Origin of the sequence: Neiella litorisoli (assembly GCF_014773395.1) — a bacterium.
GTDB lineage: Bacteria > Pseudomonadota > Gammaproteobacteria > Enterobacterales > Neiellaceae > Neiella > Neiella litorisoli.
In genome coordinates this window covers 69,068-91,426 of record NZ_JACXAF010000017.1, presented here as the reverse complement: position 1 = coordinate 91,426, position 22,359 = coordinate 69,068, and the positions used below count along the sequence as shown (strand labels likewise).

Genomic DNA, 22,359 nt, shown 5'->3' with positions numbered 1-22,359 from the left:
TTTGAATCAAAAAATAAGCAACCTGAAGAGCTAAAAGTAGAAATTTTATTGACTCGCTGGAGTTGCAAAGGAGGGCGGTGCATTGTTGTTGGCGAAAAAAAATGCCCGGTTTGGGGCCGGGCAAAGAAACATACAAAGGTCGATGACATGTTCCAAGTACACATCATGTCTAGCTCGTCTCGTGAGCCAAACTCGGTTACTTGTGGCTATTGGCAAAGCACACAATTAATTGAAAACGTTTTCAGTTTTCGTTGGGCTATTACCCCAATTAAACCTGCTATCGCAGCTCGGTCCGTAGTAATGATGAAAACGTTATCCTTGTTGGTTATTTGAACGCAAGTCGATACCTGAATTGTGGTTTCGGAATCGCTAAAAAGTCAATTAACCAGAGTCAATATAAATGTGAGGTATGTATAATTTTTGTTTATTGATATTAAAATTTATTATTTTTCAATTGGATGTGTTTGATTGGATGTCTCGGGAATTGTTCTGCAGTTTTTATGCTTTATGCAGCTAGCTTAAACTCTTGCGGTACAAAAGCTGTTCATTACTCAAGTTTGCGTATTTGTCGAGTAAGTCAAAAAAACAGTCCAACAAAGGAAAAAATTAATTGAAAACGATTTCATGCTCAACTAATGTGTCGTCATGTCATCGAATCAACAGATCTGGTAATGGAAGCGTTAGCCGAGCTTAAGTCTGCCCTGCAAGAAGAAATGCGAGTTTGCATCCTGCCGTTCTGGATGTACAAAGCCAGCGATCAGCAAACTGGCGGTTATTGGGGATCGGTCAAAGCGAATGGCTACATCGACAAACAAGCAGACAAAGGTGGCATTCTGCATGCGCGTTTGCTTTGGGCATTTTCGCGGGCTCATCTGACTTTTGGCGATCAGAGTTATGCCGATCATGCTTCTCGAACCCATTGGTTTATGCAGCAACAACTGACCTCTGCCGATGGATTGTCATTACATTGGAGTGCTCAGCAACAAGCGCATTTTGCCTCGCAAGAAGATTGGGTAGTGACACAAGCCTATTACCTATATGCGCTATCGACTTACGCCCTGATTGACGATTCGGTATTGGCGCAGAGTCATCAGGTGTTTGCTCACTTGCAACCAGAACTCCATACGTTACTGCAGCGTCAAGGCAAGGCCGGTGATGTCTGGCGGGCGTTTTTACATGTTACCGAAGCGTTGGATGCCTATGGCTCATTACCACAAGCGGACAGCCGCGCCCAACCGCTATTAATGCAAGCGTTAGCCAGAGCGGTTGAGTTACTTGAATGTGCTGATGTTGCGGATTACGAGCAACTGAACTGGGGCCGGATCGCCGCCACCTCATGGCTGTTGCCGCAAGTGGCTCAGCGTCATGGTCACGATGAAATCGTGGCGGCAATCAACAAATTGGGCATCAAGCTACAGCATTCAGTTGCTGAGCTAGCGGCCAATTGCAGTGGTGAAGGGGTGCCATTGAATCAACAAGATCCGACTCGTTACGGTTGGGTTCAGGCCGAAGTGCTGGTGAGCCTATGGCAGAGTTGGCGCCAAGCACCTAGCCCCGATGCGCTGAAAACTTTAATCGCGCATTGGCAATTTATTTACCAATTTATTAGCGATCGCCAATTTGGCGAATGGAAACTGCAAGCCACCGGAGAAGCAACACCCGAGATGGAAAAAGCAGGCTTTTGGAAGTGTCCCTACCATAACTTTCGCGCCTGTCTCACGGTTTATAACGAAATATCTAAGTTAATTAGTTGAATTTAGAGCAATAACAATGCAAATAACCTTTATCGACATCAGCATCATTGTCGCTTATCTGGCCTCCACGATTGTGATTGGTCTGGTACTTAAGCGGCGAGCTTCGAAAAACCTCGATAGCTACTTTATGGGAGGCAAAAGCCTGCCATGGTACATGCTGGGGTTGTCCAATGCCTCGGGTATGTTTGATATCTCAGGCACCATGTGGCTGGTGACGCTGTGCGTCATTTACGGCATGAAGAGTATTTGGATCCCCTGGCTGTGGCCGGTGTTCAACCAAGTGTTCTTGATGGTTTATTTGAGCATCTGGCTGCGCCGCTCCAATGTATTGACTGGGGCTGAGTGGATACGAACGCGCTTTGGTGACGACACCGGCGGCAAGATGTCGCACATGGTCGTGGTGTTATTTGCGGTCATCAGTGTGCTCGGTTTCTTAGCTTACGGTTTTGTCGGCGTTGGCAAGTTCATGGAAATTTTCATTCCATGGGAAGTGGTGCAACCTTATGTACCATTCTCTGTACCGCAAGCCTATGTGCCTCATCTATACGGTATTTTCTTCACCGCTATTGCAACGTTTTACGTCATGCTTGGCGGCATGATGAGTATCGTGTTTGCTGACTTGTTGCAGTTCACCATTATGACGGTGGCGGCAATTAGTATTGGCGTGATTGCCATGGTGAATGTGTCGCCAGAAACCTTAGCCGCAATGACCCCAGAAGGCTGGAGTAATCCATTTTTCGGCTGGACGCTGGAGCTTGACTGGAGTGCCACGATTGCTGAAATCAATGACAAGATCCTCAGTGACGGCTACTCGCTGTTTGCCATCTTTGTCATGATGATGTTGTTCAAAGGCGTGCTGGTGAGTGCCGCAGGTCCGGCGCCAAACTTTGACATGCAGAAGATCCTGGCGACTCGCTCGCCAAAAGAAGCAGCAATGATGAGCGGCTTTGTTTCTGTGGTATTGATGCCAATCCGCTACTTCATGATTGGTGGCTTTGCGGTGCTGGCAATTGTGTTTTACGAGCGTCTGGATTTGTCGCGCAGCGGCGCTATCGATTTTGAAAATATTTTGCCAAGCGCGATGCTGGAATTCGCGCCGGTTGGCATCCTCGGGTTGTTACTCGCCGGCCTGCTGGCGGCCTTTATGTCAACCTTTGCCTCCACCGTCAATGCCGCGCCTGCCTATCTGGTGAACGATATTTACAAGCGTTACATCAATCCCGAGGCGTCCAATAAAACCTTAATCCGCGCTAGCTATTTAGTGTCAGTGTTGGTGGTGGTCATTAGTACTCTCATTGGCCTGTATGTGCAGAGCATTAATAGCGTGCTGCAATGGATTGTTTCTGGCCTGTGGGGCGGATACGTGGTCACTAATGTGCTCAAGTGGTACTGGTGGCGACTCAATGGTCAGGGTTATTTCTGGGGCATGATGTCGGGCATTATCGGCGCGCTATCATTCCCGATTATTTTTGACGGTGTATTCCCTGGGATCGCTTCGGATATCTTACCGCTCTACTTGTTCCCGCTCTTGCTGCTGTTCTCTGGTATTGCCTGTGTCGTGGCAAGCTTATACACAGAGCCGGAAGATTTTGAATTGCTTAAGAAGTTCTACAAAAACGTCAATCCATGGGGTTTTTGGGGGCCGGTTCGCAAAGCGGTTGAAGCGGACGATCCGAACTTTAATGCAAACCCTTATTTCAAGCGTGATATGGCAAACATCTGTGTGGGCATCATTCTTCAAACATGCCTCGTCGCGCTGCCAATCTATATCGTGATCCAGGAATGGCAATCAACGTCGGTCACCCTCGTACTGTTGGTTGTGTCTGCCTTGATCCTGAAGAAAAACTGGTACAACAAACTAGAAGATTAATTATGACCGCATCAACTTATGGCTACTTCGACGATGCCAATAAAGAATACGTCGTCACCACGCCGTTTACGCCACTGCCGTGGATTAATTACCTCGGCAATGACGGCTTCTTTGGCTTGATCTCTAATACGTCTGGAGGCTACAGCTTTTATCGCGACGCCAAATTTCGTCGCATTACCCGCTATCGCTATAACAATGTACCCATGGACAGTGGCGGCCGTTACTTCTACATCAACGACAACGGCACCGTCTGGAATCCGGGCGGACGCCCTGTTCGCACTGAGCTGGACCATTATGAGTGCCGTCATGGTATGGGCTACAGCAAGTTCATTGGTCGCAAGAATGACATTGAAGTTGAGCAAACCACTTTTATTCCACTGAAAGACTGGTGTGAAGTGCATCGCGTGACTGTCACCAACCAAGGCGCGGCCAGCAAGTCAGTGAAATTATTTTCATCACTGGAATGGTGTTTGTGGAATGCCGAGGACGATGGTGCCAACTTCCAGCGCAACTTCTCCACCGGTGAAGTTGAAGTGGAAGGCAGTGCCATTTACCACAAGACTGAGTACCGCGAGCGTCGCAATCATTACTCGTTCTTCTCGGTCAATGCGCCGTTGGCAGGCTATGACACCGATCGTCAGCATTTTGTAGGCGTTTACAACGACTACTCTTGCCCGCAAGCGGTCATGGCGGGTGCTTGTACGAACTCAGAAGCCCATGGCTGGTCGCCAGTTGCGGCGCATCAACTTGATGTTGAATTAGCTGCCGGCGAGAGTAAAACCTTTGTCTTCGTGATGGGTTACGTTGAAGTTGAGCCCGAAAACAAATGGCAGGCCCCAGGAGTGATCAACAAAGAGCCTGCCCAAGCGCTCATGGCTAAATACGACACAGCCGAAAAAGCTAGCGCTGCTCTGAAAACGTTAACAGACTATTGGGATGGCTTGTTATCGCGCTTCACTGTGAAGTCAGGCGATGAGCGCCTCGATCGCGCGTTGAACATCTGGAATCAGTATCAGAACATGGTGACGTTCAATATGTCGCGCAGTGCCTCGTACTTTGAGTCGGGCATTGGTCGGGGGATGGGTTTCCGCGATTCGAACCAAGACACCATTGGCTTTGCTCACATGATCCCGTCAGCGGTACGCGATCGGATCATCGATCTGGCTGCCACTCAACAATCGGATGGCTCGGCTTATCACCAATATCAGCCGCTTACCAAAAAGGGCAATGCCGATATTGGCGGTAACTTTAATGATGATCCGATGTGGCTGGTATTGGCTGTCGCCAACTATGTTAAAGAGTCTGGCGATGTCGATTTCCTCAGCTATGTTGTGCCGTTTGAAGATACCCCGGAAGTGCCGAGCACTATTTATGATCACCTCAAAGCGTCTTTCTATCATGTGGTGAACAACCTTGGTCCTCATCAGTTGCCACTGATTGGTCGTGCCGACTGGAACGATTGTCTAAACCTCAACTGTTTCTCCACGGAGCCGAATGAGTCTTATCAAACGACTCAGCGCGGCGATAGTGACGTGGCCGAATCCCTGATGATTGCCGGTCAGTTCGTGCTCTACGGCAATGAGTTTATTGCCATTGCTAAGTTGCTAGGATTAGATAGCGATGCCGATGCAGCGCAACCTCATGTTGATGCCATGGTTGCCGCTGTGAAAGAACATGGTTGGGACGGCGAATGGTTCCTGCGTGCTTATGATTCACAAAGCAACCCAATCGGCAGCAGCAATAACGCCGAAGGTAAGATTTTCATTGAATCTCAGGGCTTTTGTACCATGGCGGGCATCGGCTTTGATGACGGTAAAGCAAAACAAGCGCTGGACTCGGTAGAGAAACACTTAGCGTGTGAATACGGCGTCATGCTGCAACAACCGGCTTATTCAGAGTACAACCCGCTGTACGGTGAAATTACTTCGTATCCGCCGGGCTATAAAGAGAATGCCGGTATTTTCTGTCACAACAACCCTTGGATTGTAGTGGCCGAAGCCATGATGGGGCGCGCTGATAAAGCCTTGAGTTACTACACGCGGATCACGCCTGCCTTTATTGAACATTTGACCGAGCGCCACAAAACCGAGCCTTACGTCTACTCGCAAATGATCTCAGGCCGCGATGCCTACATTCAGGGCGAGGCAAAGAACTCTTGGCTGACGGGTACCGCCGCTTGGAACTACTATGCCGCGACCCAATATATCTTGGGCATTCGTCCTGACTACAATGGCCTGCAAATCGACCCTTGTGTGGATGCCAGCCTAGGCGATATCAAGATCACCCGCCAGTTCAGAGATGCGGTTTATCACATTGAAATCAAGCAAGGTGGCGGCACAGGTAAAGGCATCGCCAGCATGACCATTGACGGAGTTGCTGTTGACGGTGATGTCATTGACTACCAGACCTTCAACGGCGTCCATGACATCAAAGTGGTACTTAACTAAGTTGGCATAGTCGTGTAAGCGATTGATTGAAAAGCAAGAGGCCGTGATTTCACGGCCTCTTTTTTTGCTAGCGAAGATGAGCTTATTTCGGCGCTGGGCCGGTGCTGTCGCGAACCACTAACTTATGGGACACATAGGTGGTGGTGGGTTCATCGTGCGATCCGCGCAGTCGGGCGATCAGCTTTTCGGTACACAAGCGACCAATTTCCTGCACTGGCTGAGAGACAGTTGTCAGCGCCGGACGAACATAAGTGGAATAGAGAATGTCATCGAAGCCGATCACCGAGATGTCCTCTGGAATCCGGTAGTCGTTTGCTTGCAGCACGTTAATCGCGCCGATCGCCATGTCGTCATTGAAGCAAAAGATTGCCGTAGGGCGTTGCTTTAAGCGCAGCAGTTTTTCGGTTGCTTCAACACCGGCATCAATATGATAGTCGCCTTCAATAATGAGCTTGTCATCAATTTCCACGCCAGCTTGCTGCAATGCTTGTCGATAGCCTTGCAAACGGCCGTTGGCACTTTTGGTATTCATTGGGCCGGTCACCGCCGCGATACGGGTGTGGCCCAAATCTAATAAATATTGCACCGCCTCACTGGCTGCTTTGGCGTTGTCGAGCAGCACTTTGTCGATGCCATCGAGATCCAACTCCTCGTTGGAGTTAACCATGGTTGGCAACTGCTCGAGTAACGGTTTGTCGGGGTTAATGTTAAATGGGTTGCGGCCGGAGAAGTACAGCATGCCGTCGGCCTGACCGGCTTCGACTAAATCGACGTATTGCTGCTCCCGCTCTGGACTACTTTGAGTATCGCCAAGCAATACCGCATAGCCATTGTTGCTGGCTGTCTCTTCAATTGAGCGAATTAAATCGGCGTTAAAAGGGTTGGTAATATCAGGAATAATAACCATGATATTGCCGGTACGCTGGGTTCTCAGGTTCATCCCCATGCGGTTGGGCTTGTAGCCTGATTCTGCAACAGCATCGAGTACCCGCTGGCGGGTGGCCTCTTGCACCAGATCTGGGGTGCGCAACGTACGAGACACAGTTGCCAGTGACACGTTGGCTATTCGCGCAATGTCTTTAATACCCACTTTGGCCATGAAAACCCTCTGAAAACTCACGTTTCTGATGAAAAACAATCAGGACAATAGAGAAAACCTGATTACTCCTCAATAGGCTATCACAAACTATTTAAGATGAAATCGTTTTCATTCAATTTTGCGATTTCATCACTCAAATATGAGAATTTTTCAGTGGGTTTACGACTTGATGCGAGCCGTTTTCATCAATCAAAGCGATGCATGGGCATGATTGCGGATGTCTGCCACCGAGTCACGGCTGACCAGCGTCGGCAAGTAGGTCATCACCGGCGCGCTGCTGGCGGATGCGATGTCATAGCAGCGGCTTAGTAAAAACTCGGTGGCGGCAACGGCCATGGTGTCGGCAGGAAAGTGCATCGTGGTTAATGCCGGAAAGGTGTAGCTGGCAAAATGGAGATCATCAAAGCCCATAATGGAGATTTGCTGCGGTACTGAAATGCCGTGCTCGCGACAGTAGGCAAGGGCGCCAAACGCCATTTCATCATTGCCACAAAACACCGCGGTTAACTGCTGGTCGATGAGTTTGGCCATGGCTTGGTAGCCGCTTTTTTCAGTGAACTCGCCTTCAATTAACCAAGCTGGATTCTGAATTAGTTGATGTTGCTGCAACGCTTGTTGAAAGCCTTCAAAGCGCTCGCGAGCATCTTGTTTGTTCTGCGGCCCCGTAATACAGCCGATGCGCTGGTGGCCAAGTTCGATCAAATGCTCGGTGGCGGTAAAGCTACCATTGACGTTATCTAAGGTGATGCAGTGGGAGTCAAGCCCGGTAACTTGGCGGTTAATCAGCACCACATTGGCCTCGCGCTCTGCCAACTCTTTCAGGTAACCATCATCAATCGCTTCCACCAGCAAGATTAGGGCATCGCAACGGCACTGCAGCAAAAACTCAATAGCTTCGCGCTCCTGCTCCGGATCGCAATGACCACTGGCGCCAATGAGCTGGATTTTATGTTGGCGAAAGAGCTTTTCGGCTTCACCAATGAATCGAGCGTGAATCGGCGAGCTCATTTCGGGCACCACCATGCCAACAATGCCGGAGCGGCCAGACGCCATGGCTCTGGCTAGCGTGTTCGGTCGGTAGCCGAGTGCCTCAACGGCAGCCATGACCTTGATGCGGGTCTTTTCCACCACCAATTCCGAGTTATTGAGTACTCGTGAAACGGTAGCCGGAGACACCCCAGCATGTTTTGACACGTCTTTAATGGTAGCCATAATCAGTCCAACCTTATTGCAGCCGCTAATTATCTACCAGTTTTTGCTGAAATGCATGTTTCTGCAGGGGTTTTGCCATGATTTTCATCAATCAACGGGGCCAATGTTCGCCAATGTGCTGAAGCAGCTCTGGCGCGCCAGCTCGATAAATGATCGCATGTAATCGGCTTCTGTGTTGACCCGCACGGCAGCATACAAGGTACTCCAAAGTGGCGGTTCAAAGGCAATGGCTCGGATCGGCGCTTTGTCGCGGTATTCATCGATAACCCACTCTGGCAAGGCGGCAACACCACGACCGCTGAGTACCAATTGCACCATCATCAATGTCAGTTCGGTTTGTCGAACTTGTGCCGGTGCCAGTCCTGCCGGTAGTAATAAGTCGCGATAGATCGCCAAGCGATTCGACTCGACTGGATAGGTGATCAAGGTGCTATTGGTCAGGTGTTCTGCACGAATTGCCGGTAAGCTGGCCAAGTCATCCGACTCGGCTGTGATTAACATATTTTGATAGCGAAACAGCGGCAGGTAGTGCAGTGCTTCATGCTCGATGGGATCGGCGGTGATCACCAAATCGAGTTCGCCATCTGCAAGCGCTTGTAAGGCATCGAAGTGAAAACCGCTGGCAAAATCGACTTCGACCTCGGGCCATAGTTGGCGGTACTGATCCAACGCCGGGAACAACCATTGAAAACAGCTATGGCATTCAATGGCCATGTGTAGTCGGCCGCCGTGGCCCATGCTCCATTGGCGCAGTTGTGTTTCGGTACGCTGTACCAAGGGCAACACTTGTTCTGCTAATCGCAGTAGTGCTTCGCCGGCTTGAGTTAGCTGTAATGGTTTGGTTTTGCGAACAAAAACAGCCTGATCGAGCTTATGCTCAAGTTCTTTCAATTGATGAGACAGCGCCGATTGCGTGGTGTGAAGCAGGTTTGCTGCCGCGGCGACTGAGTCGGTTTGCTTGAGTGCTTGAATGGTTTTCAGGTGCTTTAAGTCAATCATCGACGGCATCAACTCTTGAATAGTGAAGTAACTTGCGAAAAATTCATTTTAAACGTGAAAAACATGAGATTGCTTCATGATGAGCCATTAGTCAAACTTTAGCCATCTAAACGTCTAAATTGAATTGGGGTTCATCATGGCATTGGCACACAATCTTGGCTTTCCACGGATCGGCGCACAGCGCCAACTAAAACAGGCGCTCGAAGGGTTTTGGCGCGGCGATATTTCATCAACAGAGCTGCAGCAAACTGGTGCGGCATTGCGTACTCAGCATTGGCAGTGGCAGCAACAAGCGGGTTTGGATTTTGTACCCGTTGGCGATTTTGCTTGGTACGACCATGTCTTACAGCTGGCTCAGACCTTTGGCGCGGTACCTGCTCGACATGCATCTATTGATGAGCCGCTGACCCAGTTATTTGCCATGGCTCGCGGCGCGTCGGCCTGCTGTGGCGGAAATTCAGCGGCGTTGGAAATGACCAAGTGGTTTGATACCAACTATCACTATTTGGTGCCTGAGCTGGAGCGCGAGCAATCGTTCGAGTTGCAGTTATCGCCGCTGGTGGCGCAAGTCGATGAAGCGCGCTCACAAGGGTTTTCCGCCAAGCCGGTGATTGTTGGGCCGATTAGTTTTCTGTGGCTCAGCAAATGTGCAGGGCAGGAGTTTGATAGGCTCGAGCTGCTACCTCGGTTGTTACAGGCATACGGTCAGCTTGTGGAGCAGTTGAATGAGCGTCAATGTGATTGGATCCAGTTTGATGAGCCGGTGTTGTCGCTGGATTTACCGCCGTCTTGGTTAGCAGCGCTGGTCGAAAGCTATCAGTACCTGAGTGACCTCGTTGCTGGCAACATTTTGTTGGCCAACTATTTTGGAGGCTTGGCAGATAAGCTGACTTGGTTGCAGCAAACCGGAGTCGATGGTCTGCACATTGATGCCGTCCGCGCTGCCGATGAAGTACAGCAAGTGGCAATCCAATGGCCTGCGGATAAGGTGCTGTCGATTGGCGTCATCGATGGCCGCAACGTTTGGCGTGCCGACCTGTCGAGTTTGCTGACCACATTGAGTCCGTTGCATGAGCAACGTGGCGATAAGCTGTGGATTGCGCCATCTTGCTCGCTGCTACATGTGCCGGTTGATAGCGATGTTGAGCTGCAACTCGATGATGAATTACGCGGTTGGCTGGCGTTTGCTCGACAAAAACTAAGTGAAGTGGTCGCTCTGACTCGGGCCTTGAATGGTTGTCAGTCATTCACCGACCGAGCGCTATTTACTGACTCTGATCAGGTCCAGCGCCAGCGGGCTCATTCGAGTCGAGTGGTCAATCTGGCAGTCCGCCAGCGCTGTCATTCAGTGTTGCCCGAACATCATGAGCGGCAAAGCCAATTTGCCCAGCGTCAGCAAATTCAGGCCAGCGCTTTGCAGTTACCGCCATTGCCAACCACGACCATTGGTTCGTTCCCGCAAACTGCAGCGATCCGGCAGAATCGGGCGGCACTGAAAGCCGGAACATTATCGCAGGCCGAATACGACAGCTTTATCGAAGCGGAAATTGCCGATGTCATTAAGCGACAGCAGCAGTTGGATTTGGACGTGTTAGTGCATGGTGAGCCAGAGCGCAATGACATGGTCGAGTACTTCGGAGAGCATTTGCAGGGTGTGGCCGTGAGTCAATATGGTTGGGTTCAGAGTTATGGTTCGCGTTGTGTGAAACCGCCACTGGTTTACGGCGATGTCGCCAGAGCGCAAGCGATGACGGTTCGCTGGAGCCAATATGCCCAGTCGTTGACCGACAAGCCAGTGAAGGGAATGCTGACAGGGCCGGTAACCTTGCTCAATTGGAGCTTTATTCGCTCAGATTTACCGCGCAGCGATGTGGCACAACAGTTGGCGTTAGCAGTGCGGGATGAAGTGGCGGATCTGGAGCGTGCAGGTATTCAGATTATTCAAATTGACGAGCCTGCGTTGCGAGAAGGTTTGCCACTGCGACAGCAGGATCAGCAAGATTATTTGCAATGGGCGGTTGATGCGTTTCGCCTCAGTGCCAACGGCGTTGCCGATAGTACCCAGATCCACACGCACATGTGCTACTGCGAATTTGATGATGTGATTGAATCGATTGCTGCGCTCGATGCCGATGTGATTTCCATCGAAGCATCGCGCTCGGACATGACCCTGCTGAATAGTTTTATCGACTTTAACTATCCCAATGCAATTGGCTTGGGCTTGTACGATATCCATTCGCCGAATGTCCCAGAAGTGGCAGTGATGGCCGCCGATCTGCAACGGGCCAAGCAAATCTTCCCAACGGCGCAGATTTGGGTTAATCCGGATTGTGGCTTGAAAACTCGTGGCTGGCCAGAAACCGAAGCGGCGCTGGCCAATATGGTCGCGGCGGCGAAACAAAGCCGAGCTGAACTGGCTACGGCGTAACCGCCGGATCTAATACCGAGGCAGCGTCCTCGGTATTCGTTGGCAACATCAATTAGCAGTATCAATTGGCAACATGGTGCCGCGACCATGCTCGCGGCATTGTTCAATCGCAGGGCTTAACAACTCCAGCGCGGTTTTATCGCAGGGCGGTAGCGCCGCATCACTCTGTTGCAGCGGCGTGATCCGCTGCCCCCATTTGATGTAGCCCGCGCCCCAGGTTAGACCGGCACCGAATGCGGCGGTCATGATGTTGTCCTGTGGTTTGATGCGGCCAGCCTCCAGCGCTTCGCACAGGGCGATTGGAATGGTTGCCGCCGAGGTGTTGCCGTAATTTTGGATGTTAATCAGCACTTGTTCTTCACTGGCTCCCAAACGCTTCGCCAGCGATTCAATAATGCGTAAGTTGGCCTGATGAGGCAGCACGAAGTCGACATCTTCCTTAGCTAGTCCAGCTGAAGACATGACTTGGCTGACCGCAGCACCCATGCCGGTCACCGCCCGTTTAAAAATTTCCGGGCCAACAAAATTCAAATCGTAGATGCCAGCAGGTTGGGCAAAGCGATCGGCACTGGTGCCATAGTCGGAAATATATAAGATCTCTCGTGCTTCGGTGTCGCTGCCGAGCGTCGACGATAACAGCCCTGCCGGTTGTTCGCTGGCAGACACCACCACGGCGCCGGCGCCATCGCCAAAGAGCACGCAGCTGTCGCGTTTCGACCAGTCAAGGTAGTGGGTCAAGCGCTCGGCGCCAATCACCAGCACATTGTTGTTCATCCCCGCTTTGACCAAGCCAGTGGCGACATGAAGCGCATAGAGGAAGCCGGTACAAGCGGCGTTGATATCGAGTACCGCCGGCTGTTTCATCTTCAGGTTTTTGGCGACCTTAGCTGCGGCTGATGGGATCAAGGTATCAGGGCTCGCCGTGGCGAGGATCACCATATCAATATCGTTGGCTTCCAAGCCTGCCGCAGCCATGGCGTGCTGAGCGGCGACCGTTGCCAGATCGCTAGTATCGACATGAGCGATGCGACGCTGTTGGATTCCGGTACGACTGGTGATCCATTCATCTGAGGTGTCGAGAAAAGTGCTTAGATCGGCGTTACTCAAGACGGCTGGTGGCAGGCATTTGCCCCAACCTGTGATTTCAGCGTATGTCATTAGCTACTGCCTATGGAAACTGCGGGATGATATGTTGCTTTCTGGACTCATTATTCCTTACCGGCACTATTTATCCCAGTAGTTTGAGTCTCAGTTGTTTGGCAAATGGTGTGACCGGCTTTGAAACTTGAGCGAAAAAATGCGCTAACTGCCACTTAGCGGCGCTGTTGGAAGCGCTCACGGTTTTGTTGTTTCGCCGCCTCGCTTTTACGCAATAGGATGTAGACCGCGCCCAGTCCTCCATCCGCTTTTTGGCAGGAATGAAAAGCCATGACTTGTGGTAACTGCCGCAACCACTGATTGACACAGCTTTTAAGTTTGGCGGGTGGCTGACTCTTTAGACCAAGGCCGTGAATGATAATGGCGGAGCGCACTTGCTGCTGTTGGCATTTGTCGATAAAAGCAACAACCGCCTGACGTGCTTCGGCTACCGTATGTCGATGTAGATCCAGCTTCATATGGCTTTGGTAATGACCTAGGCGTAGCTTTTTTAATACCCCGTGTTGCATGCCTGGGCGCTGAAACTCCAGCATATCGAGCGGGTCGACCAGCTCAATCGCCTGTTCATCGCTCAGCGGATTTTGCTCATGCTCGGTGTTTGCCATAGCCGCCTGTTGCCGCGCCAATGCTTGTTGGCGGGCCATTTGGCGGTGATGTTCAGGAATGGTGTCGGCTGCCGCTAAGGGCTTTACACCATCCAAAAAGTCAGCAAAGTGTGGCTCTTCTTTCATCGCAAACTTGATCCTAGAACACGGGTTATAGAATTCATTACGTGCCTTAGCGCGCTGCGGTTCGCTCCATCGCTGGCACATGGTAAATCGGCTGGATCTTGAACTCCGATTGTTTGAGGAAATCCAGTACGCTGTCATCGGCATGAATGTGCATATCGCCAACCACCATCATATAGGTTTTACCCGGCGGCAATAGGATAAGTTGATCGCGCCAATTTTTGTTGCGATCACGATTTAAGCGGCTCATGAACTCTGCTTGCTGTTGGCGCTGATCATATTCGGTGTAGAGTGCATTTAACCGTTTGCCATCGCCGTTGCGCCAGGCTGCTTCGACCGCTTGCAGCCAGTTTTTGGCGTATTGCAGCTCGTTGGCAAAATCTTTGTAGAGCAATTCGGCGCCCAGCTCATCCATCGATGCAAGAAGTTCGAATTGCTGCTCCAAGGTTTCCAGACCTCGCATCGGTTTGCCCGATTTGAGCGCCAATGCCGAGAAGTGCTGATCCACGCCTTGATCGGCTGCTAGCCCCATTTGCTGAACGGTGGCTACCGTGAGCTGAATTAAGATGGCCCAATCGCGCATAAAAATAAGCTGATGCGCTGGCAAGCCGACATCAGCAATGACCGCTTTGATTTGTTCGTAGGTTGGCGCTGACATCCGCTCTTGCAGCGGCTTAGGGCTGCCGAGTACGCCATATTTCATCATCGCGGCTTGCAGATGTTGTGGCGTCATTTGGTCGGGGGTTAGTTCGAGCAGTAATTCGTCGGCGTCTTGAAATGCCTGCTGAATATGGGGCGCCAATGGATAAAAGTCTTCGCGTCCCGCATGAATACTGCCGAGCAGGTAAATTCTGGTGGCCCCTTTTTCTGCCAGATACAAAGCAGGCGATGCGCCATTGCTGGCAATTGCCACTTGGCTGATGGCCAAACAAAAGGCAATGGTGACGACGTTAAATAGTTTGCGAATAGCGGTGCTGACCAACATAGCGAAATACTCGATCCTTGTGTGGCCCTCTAGCATAGACGAGCGTAGCCGCCGGTTTCAATCCATTAGCGCGCAATGTCTGGGATCAACCAAGCTCAGATATGTGGATCATGTGATTCAGCGTAAGGATTGATTTAAACACCTTTCATGGTGGAGAGCAGAGGAGTATGCTTTTGGCCAATTTGTTAACAATCAAAGGATAAAGTAATGACACTGAATGTTGAACTCGCTGCGCAGGAGTTGCTTGCGCGTCGAGCAGCTGGAACCAAAGCTGGCCGTGTCGCCGCAGACCAACAACCGCAATCTATTGATGAGGCGCTGGCGATTCATCAAGCAATGCTCGCCGTGAAACCAGCAGCAGGCTGGAAGTGTTTGTTGCCACCAGCGGAAGGACAGATTGTTGCCGCTCCTATTTTTGCCGATACCGTACAGCGCGGCGATGTGGTTGAGCTGTTTGCTGACAATGGCAAGGCTCGGATTGAGCCAGAGATTGCCTTTGTGTTGCAGCAAGACTTACCGGCAACTGAGGAAGGCTACAGTGACGAGCAAATTGATGCGGCGATTGGCTCTTGTCATATGGCGCTGGAATTGATGCAAGCACGTTTTGCTGACGATTGTGATGCCAGCTTTATTGAACGCTTGGCGGATTGCTTGGTCAACCAAGGCCTATTTATTGGCCCAGAAGTTGACAAAGCTAAAGCTTATGCTGCCGGTGAGATTGATTTGACGGTTAAGCAACCAAATGAAGTGCAGTCGTTTGCTGGTAAGCACCCGAATCAACTGCCGCAGGCTCCATTGTCTTGGTTCATTAATTTCATGACCAAACGTGGCCAGTCATTTAAGGCAGGCGAAGCCATTATTACCGGCTCTTATGCTGGGATTGTCGAAGTCGACTTCGATCAGCCAACCACCATTACATATGATGGCTTAGGTGAATATCAAGTGACCTTTAACGCCAAAGCCTAAATGCTAGGATGAAGCGGCTTGGCGCGGGCAGTTCTGTTTCGCGCCATGGTTTAACTCGGTTGCTGGTGTGGTTGTTCTTTGAAGATAAGCGTAGAGGGTAAGCGTCATTGTTCGCCGTCGGCGCGTTTATCTTGGTACATCAGCCGATCGGCCTGCGACAAAATTTCATTAATTGCTGACGGGTCGGTTTTGCCAACATAACTGCAATAGCCAATGCTCAGTGAAATCGATATTTTATGACCCTTCCAATCGAGCACATGTTGTTTCGCTTTGGCGTGAATATTGTCGACGATCTGGGCCACATCATCAGGCGTTGTTGAACGCTGTAATACCACCACGAACTCATCCCCGCCCACTCTAGAAACAAAATCAGACGAGCGTAAACAACCGGTTAGTAAAGTCGCGACATGCTTCAGGACTTTGTCGCCGGCTTGGTGGCCCAGTGAATCGTTAATCACCTTAAACTTATTTAAATCGATGTTTAGCACCGTAAATTGAATCATGTCGCGCTTACCTGACATCATTCGGTTTAACTCATTGAATAAATATCGTCGATTGGGCAACTGCGTTAATTCATCATGCAACGACTGTTTGTGAACCCTTAAGTAATTGTTGATGAGAAATAAAATAAGGATATAAAACAGGCCGAATGTTACCCAGCCAAGGCCGCTGAACAGCATTTTAAAGCGGTTGACGCTGTCAATTTGGTTAACATCGGTATAGCGGGCAAACAGTGTCCAGTTGCCATTGGGCAAGTAGATCGGGTAGCTGACATCATAGTCAGTCAAGACGCCTTGAGTGCCTTCGATTAATTGATTGTTGTGATCGGTGGTTAAGGCAATTTTCGCCCCTTTCAGGCCAAGCAGGTTGGATTCTTTGATAAGTTGGTCGTAATTCATCACCACACTCAGGCCACCCCAATAATCGGTGTTGTGAGGAATATCAGTAAATATGGGGTATCTTGCGATCAGCCCCACGCCGCCTTGGACCAGCTGAATTGGTCCCGCGATATGGACTTTCTTGTTTTGCCTTGCTAGCTGCACGGTTTTGTATTGTTCGGGCACCGTACGAAAATCTAAGCCAATGGCTTTTTCATTGCCAGCTAAGGGATAAACGTGAGAGATGATGTCGTTTGGTGCCAGACCGATATTTCTGACTAAGCTGGCTTTGGATAAAAACTGCTCGGCAACAAGGCCCCAGTTGTCCATGGCAAACTGCGGGTTGAGTGCCACCACCGAAGCAAAACTATCGGCAAGATAGGTATCGCGATAGACATTCGCCTCAATGCTGTAGCGAACCAGCGCCAATTCCTGCTGTACCGCCTCTCTGACTTGTTGTACCTGTTTATCAACGAATCTGTCGCTAATAAAGTTAATTACCGAGTGAGAAAAAAACAGGTACGCCACCGTCAATAGCGCGAAGTACAGCGGGTGGAATTTGTACGTCCTCAACAACACGTTACTATCAGCCTAGTGCCTCATTAAAGGTCCATAAGCTTATAGTAGACTTATCTGGTCAAACAGCTGAAATTTAACTGCTAATTATCGGGGCAGAGCACAATTTCTAGCGCCACAAGCGCCAAGCTAATCTAAGCCAGTGACTGAGACCATATCGCGGCCATGCTGTTTGGAAAAGTACAGTGCTTGGTCGGCTCGATTGACGAACTCGGTAAAGGGTTCACCGGCATAATATTCACTGACACCAAAGCTAGCGGTGACTTTCAGATCTTCCGGCCAGTCAACGCTACGCATGCTGTTGCGAATTTTGTTGGCCATCATTTCGGCATATTGCAGCTCGGTTTGTGGGCAGAAAATCGCAAACTCTTCCCCGCCCCAGCGAACCAGCAGATCCTGATGCCGAATATGTTCGTCGCAGTAACGCGCCAATTGGATGAGCACCTGATCACCGACGTCGTGGCCATGTTTGTCATTGATCGCCTTAAAGTGGTCAATGTCGAATAACACCAGCGATAAGCGATCGCCATGATCAACCACTCGATTCACCCAGTTTTGCGCTCGGTCGCGCAGTGCGGAGCGGTTATACAGGCCGGTTAATGGGTCACGCTGGGACGCCTGTTGATAGGTTTTTGATTGCAACTGCAGGGCTTCATTAATTTGTTGTAACTGGGTGGTTTTCTCCAGCGATGCCGAGAGCTTTTTCTTGGTGATGTGGCTGTAGGCGATGATCAACAGCACTGAGGCCAATCCCCACATCAAAATAATGAGCAAGTATAAGTTAGAGCGTTGTAGCAATTTGCCTTCAAACACCAATTCATCGACCAATATCTGATAATCGCCAGCAGGTGCATCTGAGCCCGTACTCACTTGAATCGTCACGACATTGTTCAGTTCAATCTTAGAGTCGAACAGGTCTTTGCCGTAGGTGTCGAGCCACCAGGCCGACGTTTTAAACAGGTTGAGCGGGATCCGAGCTTCATTGCCAAATTCCGCCGGAGTGAATTCTACTTCATGATATTTTCGGTTCGCTTCGCCTGATTCGACCGCATCACTTTCTACAGCAGCAATTAGGTAGACCCGCAACTTGGAGTTAGGCCCGGCCACGGCAGCCTTAATCACAATATCATCGTAGCTGGTTAAATCGACACCAGAAATCGAAGTGCCAAACTGAAAACTCATTTGGCAGTACGGATATTGATAAACACTGTTATCCAAACTGCAATTGAGTTCTAAATGACGGCCATCGCGACTCAAGTGATGTCTTGATTTGCCATTGTAGGTGTCGCGATCAGAGCCGGCGTAAAGTTCATGACCGCTATCAGCACTGAGCACCAGTTGCTTATTCATCAGACTGTCGTAACTAAGTAATAAAGCGATGGTGACGATCAGTAGCGCGGCAATGGCCCAGTGAAGCGATTTCATATAGTAACTATCAGCTATAAATATCAGCGGTGGTTGTGGTAAATGAAGTGTAGCAAACGGCGCTCGCCAGAAATGCGGTCTAGCACGTGTTTACAATAAAACTAATGTGCGCACATTTTAATCAATTAAAAAACGTTTTCACACTTATCTTTTGTGGTGTTTTTGTTGTTTTGGTGATCAAAATGTATCGAATGCAACTAAATTAGATCTTTAATGTTTTTATTGGTGTTGGCGTGCTGCTGGGGCTGATGTGTAGCAATAGCTGTTCGCAGCCTTGAAACAATTTGTTGCAACTCGAGAGGGCTCTTTTCTGAAAGAAATCTGCCGAGCGTTCTGTCTTCTCAATTATCTGCAATCAAGCAGAGCCATTTATGGATATTTGAGAGGAGCTAGTCATGAGTAAATTATTCACTGGATTGGTGTTGCTGTTGGGGTTGGTGTCAACCATTGCAACTGCACAACCGTTTAACGAACAAACTTATCAGCAATTACAAGCCGATCAGCAAGTAGTGCTGATTGATGTTAAAGCCAAGTGGTGCCCTACTTGTGCCAAACAAGCAAAAATTCTCAAGCGCTATTTTGAGCAACACCCCGATTCAAGCATCACTTTGTTAGAAGTCGATTTTGACGATCAAAAGCAATGGGTGAGTCATTTCAAAGCCCCTCGCCAATCCACCTTGGTGTTGATGAAAGGTGAGCAGCGTCTTTGGTTTAGTGTGGCTGAAACCCGAGAAGATAAAATTTTCGCGGCGCTAAAAGCTGCTGAGAGCAAATAATGGAATTGACTGCGATACCACTTGCATTCGTGGCCGGCCTGTTGAGCTTATTATCGCCATGCGTGCTGCCGATGATCCCCGCTGTTACGGCATCCTCGATGCAAGCCTCTAAAACGGGGGTGATTGCGTTGGCATTGGGAATTAGTTTGGCGTTCGCTTTTGCCGGTACGGTGCTCACGTTCGCTTTGCTTAGCTTTGGCTTGTCGACCGAGCTGTTGCGCTATTTTTCCATTGGCTTGATGTTAGTGATGGGCGCGGTACTGCTGATCCCAGTACTCAATCAGCGATTATCTTACGCGCTATCGCTATTTGTGGGGCGCTTTGGTCAAACTCAAATCAATGGCTCGGGCAACGGCGCTCAGTTTTTGATTGGCGCGTCGTTGGGGCTGGTGTGGTTGCCTTGTGTCGGTCCGACGCTGGGAACGGCCATTGCACTGGCATCAACCGGTGAAAGCCTGTTAATGGCATTTATGGTGATGTTGACCTTTGGTATTGGTACGGCGGTTCCGCTGGTGTTGATTGGCTATTTTTCTGGCTTGAAGGTGAGCCGACTAAAAGGTGCGTCCAACTGGGGTAAAAACTTACTGGGCGTCACGCTGATTGGTTTAGCTCTGGCGATTTTATTTGGCCTCGATCGCCAACTCGAAATGTTAGCGCTCGAAATCTTGCCGGACTGGGTAACGTCGATTTAGCCTGTGGCAGTCCGCTGTTTCCGACACAATCAACCAAACAACCAGTGGTGTTCGGGCACTGCTGGTTTCATTGTTTTATCGTCTCCTTTTGGTGGCCTTTTCTGCTACAATGCCCGGCAATTTTTTCAAGCCCTGTGTCGAGTCTGATCCTCGACCGAGCACTTTAATCGTAACGTATTCATTTTATGTCTGATTTAGCATTTCTTGAGGAAGTGGCAAAACGACGCACGTTTGCCATTATCTCGCACCCCGACGCCGGTAAGACCACCATTACCGAAAAAGTGTTGTTGTACGGAAACCTGATCCAAAAAGCCGGTACGGTCAAAGGTCGTGGCTCCGGGCAACATGCTAAGTCCGACTGGATGGAGATGGAAAAAGAGCGGGGCATCTCGGTGACCACCTCTGTCATGCAGTTCCCGTATGGCGATGCCTTGGTCAACCTGCTCGATACCCCGGGCCACGAAGATTTCTCGGAAGATACCTACCGCACCCTAACTGCAGTGGACTCTTGCCTGATGGTAATTGACGCGGCCAAAGGTGTGGAGGATCGAACTCGCAAGTTGATGGAAGTGACGCGTTTGCGCGATACGCCGATTGTCACCTTCATGAACAAGCTTGACCGCGATATTCGCGATCCAATGGAATTGCTCGACGAAGTTGAAAATGAGCTCAACATCATGTGCGCGCCGATCACTTGGCCGATTGGTTGTGGTAAGGAATTTAAAGGCGTTTACCACTTGCTGCGTGATGAAGTGATTTTGTATTCCAGCGGTCAGGGACACACCATACAGGAGTTGGAAATCGTCAAAGGTCTTGATAACCCTGAGTTGGATGAAAAAATTGGCGATGGTTTAGCCGAACTCTTGCGTGAAGAGTTGGAGCTGGTGGTTGGTGCGTCCAATGAATTTGATCAAGAGCTGTTTGATTCAGGCGAACTTACACCGGTATTTTTTGGTACCGCCTTGGGTAACTTTGGCGTTGATCACATGCTCGATGGTTTGACCGAATGGGCGCCAACACCTCAGCCTCGTCAAACTGATGAGCGTGCGGTTGAGGCGAGCGAAGAGAAGTTTTCTGGCTTCGTGTTTAAGATTCAGGCCAACATGGATCCAAAGCACCGTGACCGAATTGCTTTTATGCGGATTTGCTCAGGCAAGTACACCAAAGGCATGAAGATGCGCCATGTTCGAATTGGCAAGGATGTGAGCATTTCTGATGCGGTGACCTTCTTAGCCGGCGATCGAAGCCATGCCGATGAAGCCTATCCTGGCGATATCATCGGTTTGCACAATCACGGTACGATTCAAATTGGCGATACCTTCTCGCAAGGTGAAACCTTTAAGTTCACTGGCATTCCAAACTTTGCGCCGGAAATGTTCCGTCGCATTCGTTTGAAAGATCCTCTGAAGCAAAAGCAATTGCTCAAGGGCTTGGTGCAGCTTTCAGAAGAGGGTGCAGTGCAAGTATTCCGCCCGATTGATAGTAATGATCTGATTGTGGGCGCTGTTGGTGTGCTGCAGTTTGATGTGGTTGTTGCTCGCTTGAAAACGGAATACAAAGTGGATGCGATTTATGAGTCGGTCAGCGTGGCAACGGCTCGTTGGGTGACTTGTGATGACGCCAAGAAGCTGGATGAATTCCAACGTAAAGTGTCGTCAAACTTGGCGCTGGACGGTGGTGACAACCTGACTTACATTGCGCCAACCATGGTGAACTTGAACCTTGCCATGGAACGTTATCCAGACATTCAATTCCACAAAACCCGAGAGCATTAAGCTCCTGCGACTTGTTTCTGCCTGCGCAGCAGCCAACAAGCAGCGCCATTCGGTGACGCTCAAGTCCATCCTTGGAGCGCTCTACAGCCAGCTTCCATGCTGGCTGAAGCACCTCACATCGCTACTTGTTTACCGCTCCAATTGAGTCTTAGGATTTCAATCGGCTCAAAAGTGGGCTGCCAATTTCTGTCGAAGACCTTCCGCAGCAGGGATGCGGCGGTAGAGCTTACAGGGAAGTATTTACAGCGTGTCTGAGGTAGAAGTTGGTAGCCTACTTTAAAAGCTAAGCCATCATGGATGATTTCACGGCGTCACACACAATGACTATTCAGTTCGAAGCTCCTGCGCTTTTTTCTTCCAACGCAGCAGCCAACAAGCAGCGCCATTCGGTGACGCTCAAGTCCATCCTTGGAGCGCTCTGCAGCCAGCTTCCCTGCTGGCTGAAGCACCTCACATCGCTGCTTATTGACTACCGCTCCGAAAGTCTTGTCGAAGAAGTGAATATTCATTGAAGTGCGTCTGCCGCAGGGAAGCGGCAGCCGAGCCATCATGGATGATTTCACGGCGTCACGCACAATGACTGTTCAGTTC

The 22,359-nt window shown here is 50.0% G+C and carries 17 protein-coding genes; 9 read left to right on the top strand and 8 right to left on the bottom strand.

Annotated elements, in window-relative coordinates:
• The first annotated feature begins 671 nt into the window (after positions 1 to 671).
• The 3 genes from IC617_RS13285 to IC617_RS13275 are packed head-to-tail and all read left to right on the top strand — an operon-like array spanning position 672 to position 6,071.
• The gene (locus IC617_RS13285) at positions 672 to 1,754 is read left to right on the top strand and encodes an AGE family epimerase/isomerase (protein WP_191145477.1); all 1,083 of its coding nucleotides are present in this window, start codon (positions 672 to 674) and stop codon (positions 1,752 to 1,754) included.
• A gap of 16 nt (positions 1,755 to 1,770) precedes the next feature.
• Positions 1,771 to 3,624, top strand: coding sequence for a sodium:solute symporter family protein (locus IC617_RS13280; RefSeq protein ID WP_191145476.1), 1,854 nt, complete (start codon positions 1,771 to 1,773; stop codon positions 3,622 to 3,624).
• Between the two features lie 2 nt (positions 3,625 to 3,626).
• Positions 3,627 to 6,071, top strand: coding sequence for a glycoside hydrolase family 94 protein (locus IC617_RS13275; RefSeq protein ID WP_191145475.1), 2,445 nt, complete (start codon positions 3,627 to 3,629; stop codon positions 6,069 to 6,071).
• A gap of 82 nt (positions 6,072 to 6,153) precedes the next feature.
• On the opposite strand, the gene IC617_RS13270 is transcribed toward IC617_RS13275, so the two are convergent.
• The 3 genes from IC617_RS13270 to IC617_RS13260 all read right to left on the bottom strand — a co-directional run bounded on the left by IC617_RS13270 (position 6,154) and on the right by IC617_RS13260 (position 9,381).
• Complete coding sequence (locus IC617_RS13270) at positions 6,154 to 7,170, bottom strand: LacI family DNA-binding transcriptional regulator (RefSeq protein ID WP_191145474.1); 1,017 nt, start codon at positions 7,168 to 7,170, stop codon at positions 6,154 to 6,156.
• A gap of 189 nt (positions 7,171 to 7,359) precedes the next feature.
• Positions 7,360 to 8,382: a LacI family DNA-binding transcriptional regulator gene (locus tag IC617_RS13265; protein WP_191145473.1), complete on the bottom strand. Its 1,023-nt coding sequence runs from the start codon at positions 8,380 to 8,382 to the stop codon at positions 7,360 to 7,362.
• 87 nt (positions 8,383 to 8,469) lie between these two features.
• Complete coding sequence (locus IC617_RS13260; protein WP_191145472.1) at positions 8,470 to 9,381, bottom strand: LysR family transcriptional regulator; 912 nt, start codon at positions 9,379 to 9,381, stop codon at positions 8,470 to 8,472.
• Positions 9,382 to 9,517: 136 nt separating this feature from the next.
• Here IC617_RS13260 and metE point away from each other — a divergent pair, with 136 nt between their 5' ends.
• A complete protein-coding gene (metE, locus tag IC617_RS13255) occupies positions 9,518 to 11,809 on the top strand; it encodes a 5-methyltetrahydropteroyltriglutamate--homocysteine S-methyltransferase (protein WP_191145471.1) in 2,292 nt (763 codons plus the stop codon).
• A 48-nt stretch (positions 11,810 to 11,857) separates the two neighbouring features.
• Here the strand turns inward: metE and IC617_RS13250 are convergent, their stop codons facing one another.
• The 3 genes from IC617_RS13250 to IC617_RS13240 all read right to left on the bottom strand — a co-directional run bounded on the left by IC617_RS13250 (position 11,858) and on the right by IC617_RS13240 (position 14,680).
• Complete coding sequence (locus IC617_RS13250; RefSeq protein WP_191145470.1) at positions 11,858 to 12,967, bottom strand: ketoacyl-ACP synthase III; 1,110 nt, start codon at positions 12,965 to 12,967, stop codon at positions 11,858 to 11,860.
• A 155-nt stretch (positions 12,968 to 13,122) separates the two neighbouring features.
• Positions 13,123 to 13,698, bottom strand: a complete 576-nt coding sequence (smrA, locus tag IC617_RS13245; protein ID WP_191145469.1) for a DNA endonuclease SmrA — start codon at positions 13,696 to 13,698, stop codon at positions 13,123 to 13,125.
• Positions 13,699 to 13,744: 46 nt separating this feature from the next.
• Entirely contained in the window at positions 13,745 to 14,680 is a 936-nt protein-coding gene (locus IC617_RS13240) for a TraB/GumN family protein (RefSeq protein WP_191145468.1), read from the bottom strand.
• Between the two features lie 207 nt (positions 14,681 to 14,887).
• Between IC617_RS13240 and IC617_RS13235 the strand changes: the two genes are divergently transcribed.
• Positions 14,888 to 15,646 (top strand): hydratase, encoded by a 759-nt coding sequence (locus tag IC617_RS13235; RefSeq protein WP_191145467.1) that lies wholly within the window; start codon positions 14,888 to 14,890, stop codon positions 15,644 to 15,646.
• Positions 15,647 to 15,750: 104 nt separating this feature from the next.
• Here IC617_RS13235 and IC617_RS13230 read toward each other — a convergent pair whose 3' ends face one another.
• The gene (locus IC617_RS13230; protein ID WP_191145466.1) at positions 15,751 to 17,103 is read right to left on the bottom strand and encodes a diguanylate cyclase domain-containing protein; all 1,353 of its coding nucleotides are present in this window, start codon (positions 17,101 to 17,103) and stop codon (positions 15,751 to 15,753) included.
• A gap of 126 nt (positions 17,104 to 17,229) precedes the next feature.
• The gene (locus IC617_RS13225) at positions 17,230 to 18,525 is read right to left on the bottom strand and encodes a GGDEF domain-containing protein (protein WP_191145465.1); all 1,296 of its coding nucleotides are present in this window, start codon (positions 18,523 to 18,525) and stop codon (positions 17,230 to 17,232) included.
• Positions 18,526 to 18,920: 395 nt separating this feature from the next.
• Between IC617_RS13225 and IC617_RS13220 the strand changes: the two genes are divergently transcribed.
• From IC617_RS13220 to IC617_RS13205, 4 genes are all read left to right on the top strand, one after another.
• Positions 18,921 to 19,301: a thioredoxin family protein gene (locus IC617_RS13220; protein WP_191145464.1), complete on the top strand. Its 381-nt coding sequence runs from the start codon at positions 18,921 to 18,923 to the stop codon at positions 19,299 to 19,301.
• Positions 19,301 to 19,993: a cytochrome c biogenesis CcdA family protein gene (locus IC617_RS13215; protein ID WP_191145463.1), complete on the top strand. Its 693-nt coding sequence runs from the start codon at positions 19,301 to 19,303 to the stop codon at positions 19,991 to 19,993. The genes IC617_RS13220 and IC617_RS13215 overlap by 1 nt, the downstream gene beginning before the upstream one ends.
• Before the next feature lie 185 nt (positions 19,994 to 20,178).
• Entirely contained in the window at positions 20,179 to 21,768 is a 1,590-nt protein-coding gene (gene prfC, locus IC617_RS13210) for a peptide chain release factor 3 (protein WP_191145462.1), read from the top strand.
• A gap of 320 nt (positions 21,769 to 22,088) precedes the next feature.
• Positions 22,089 to 22,280, top strand: a complete 192-nt coding sequence (locus tag IC617_RS13205) for a hypothetical protein (RefSeq protein ID WP_191145461.1) — start codon at positions 22,089 to 22,091, stop codon at positions 22,278 to 22,280.
• The last annotated feature ends 79 nt before the right edge of the window (positions 22,281 to 22,359 follow it).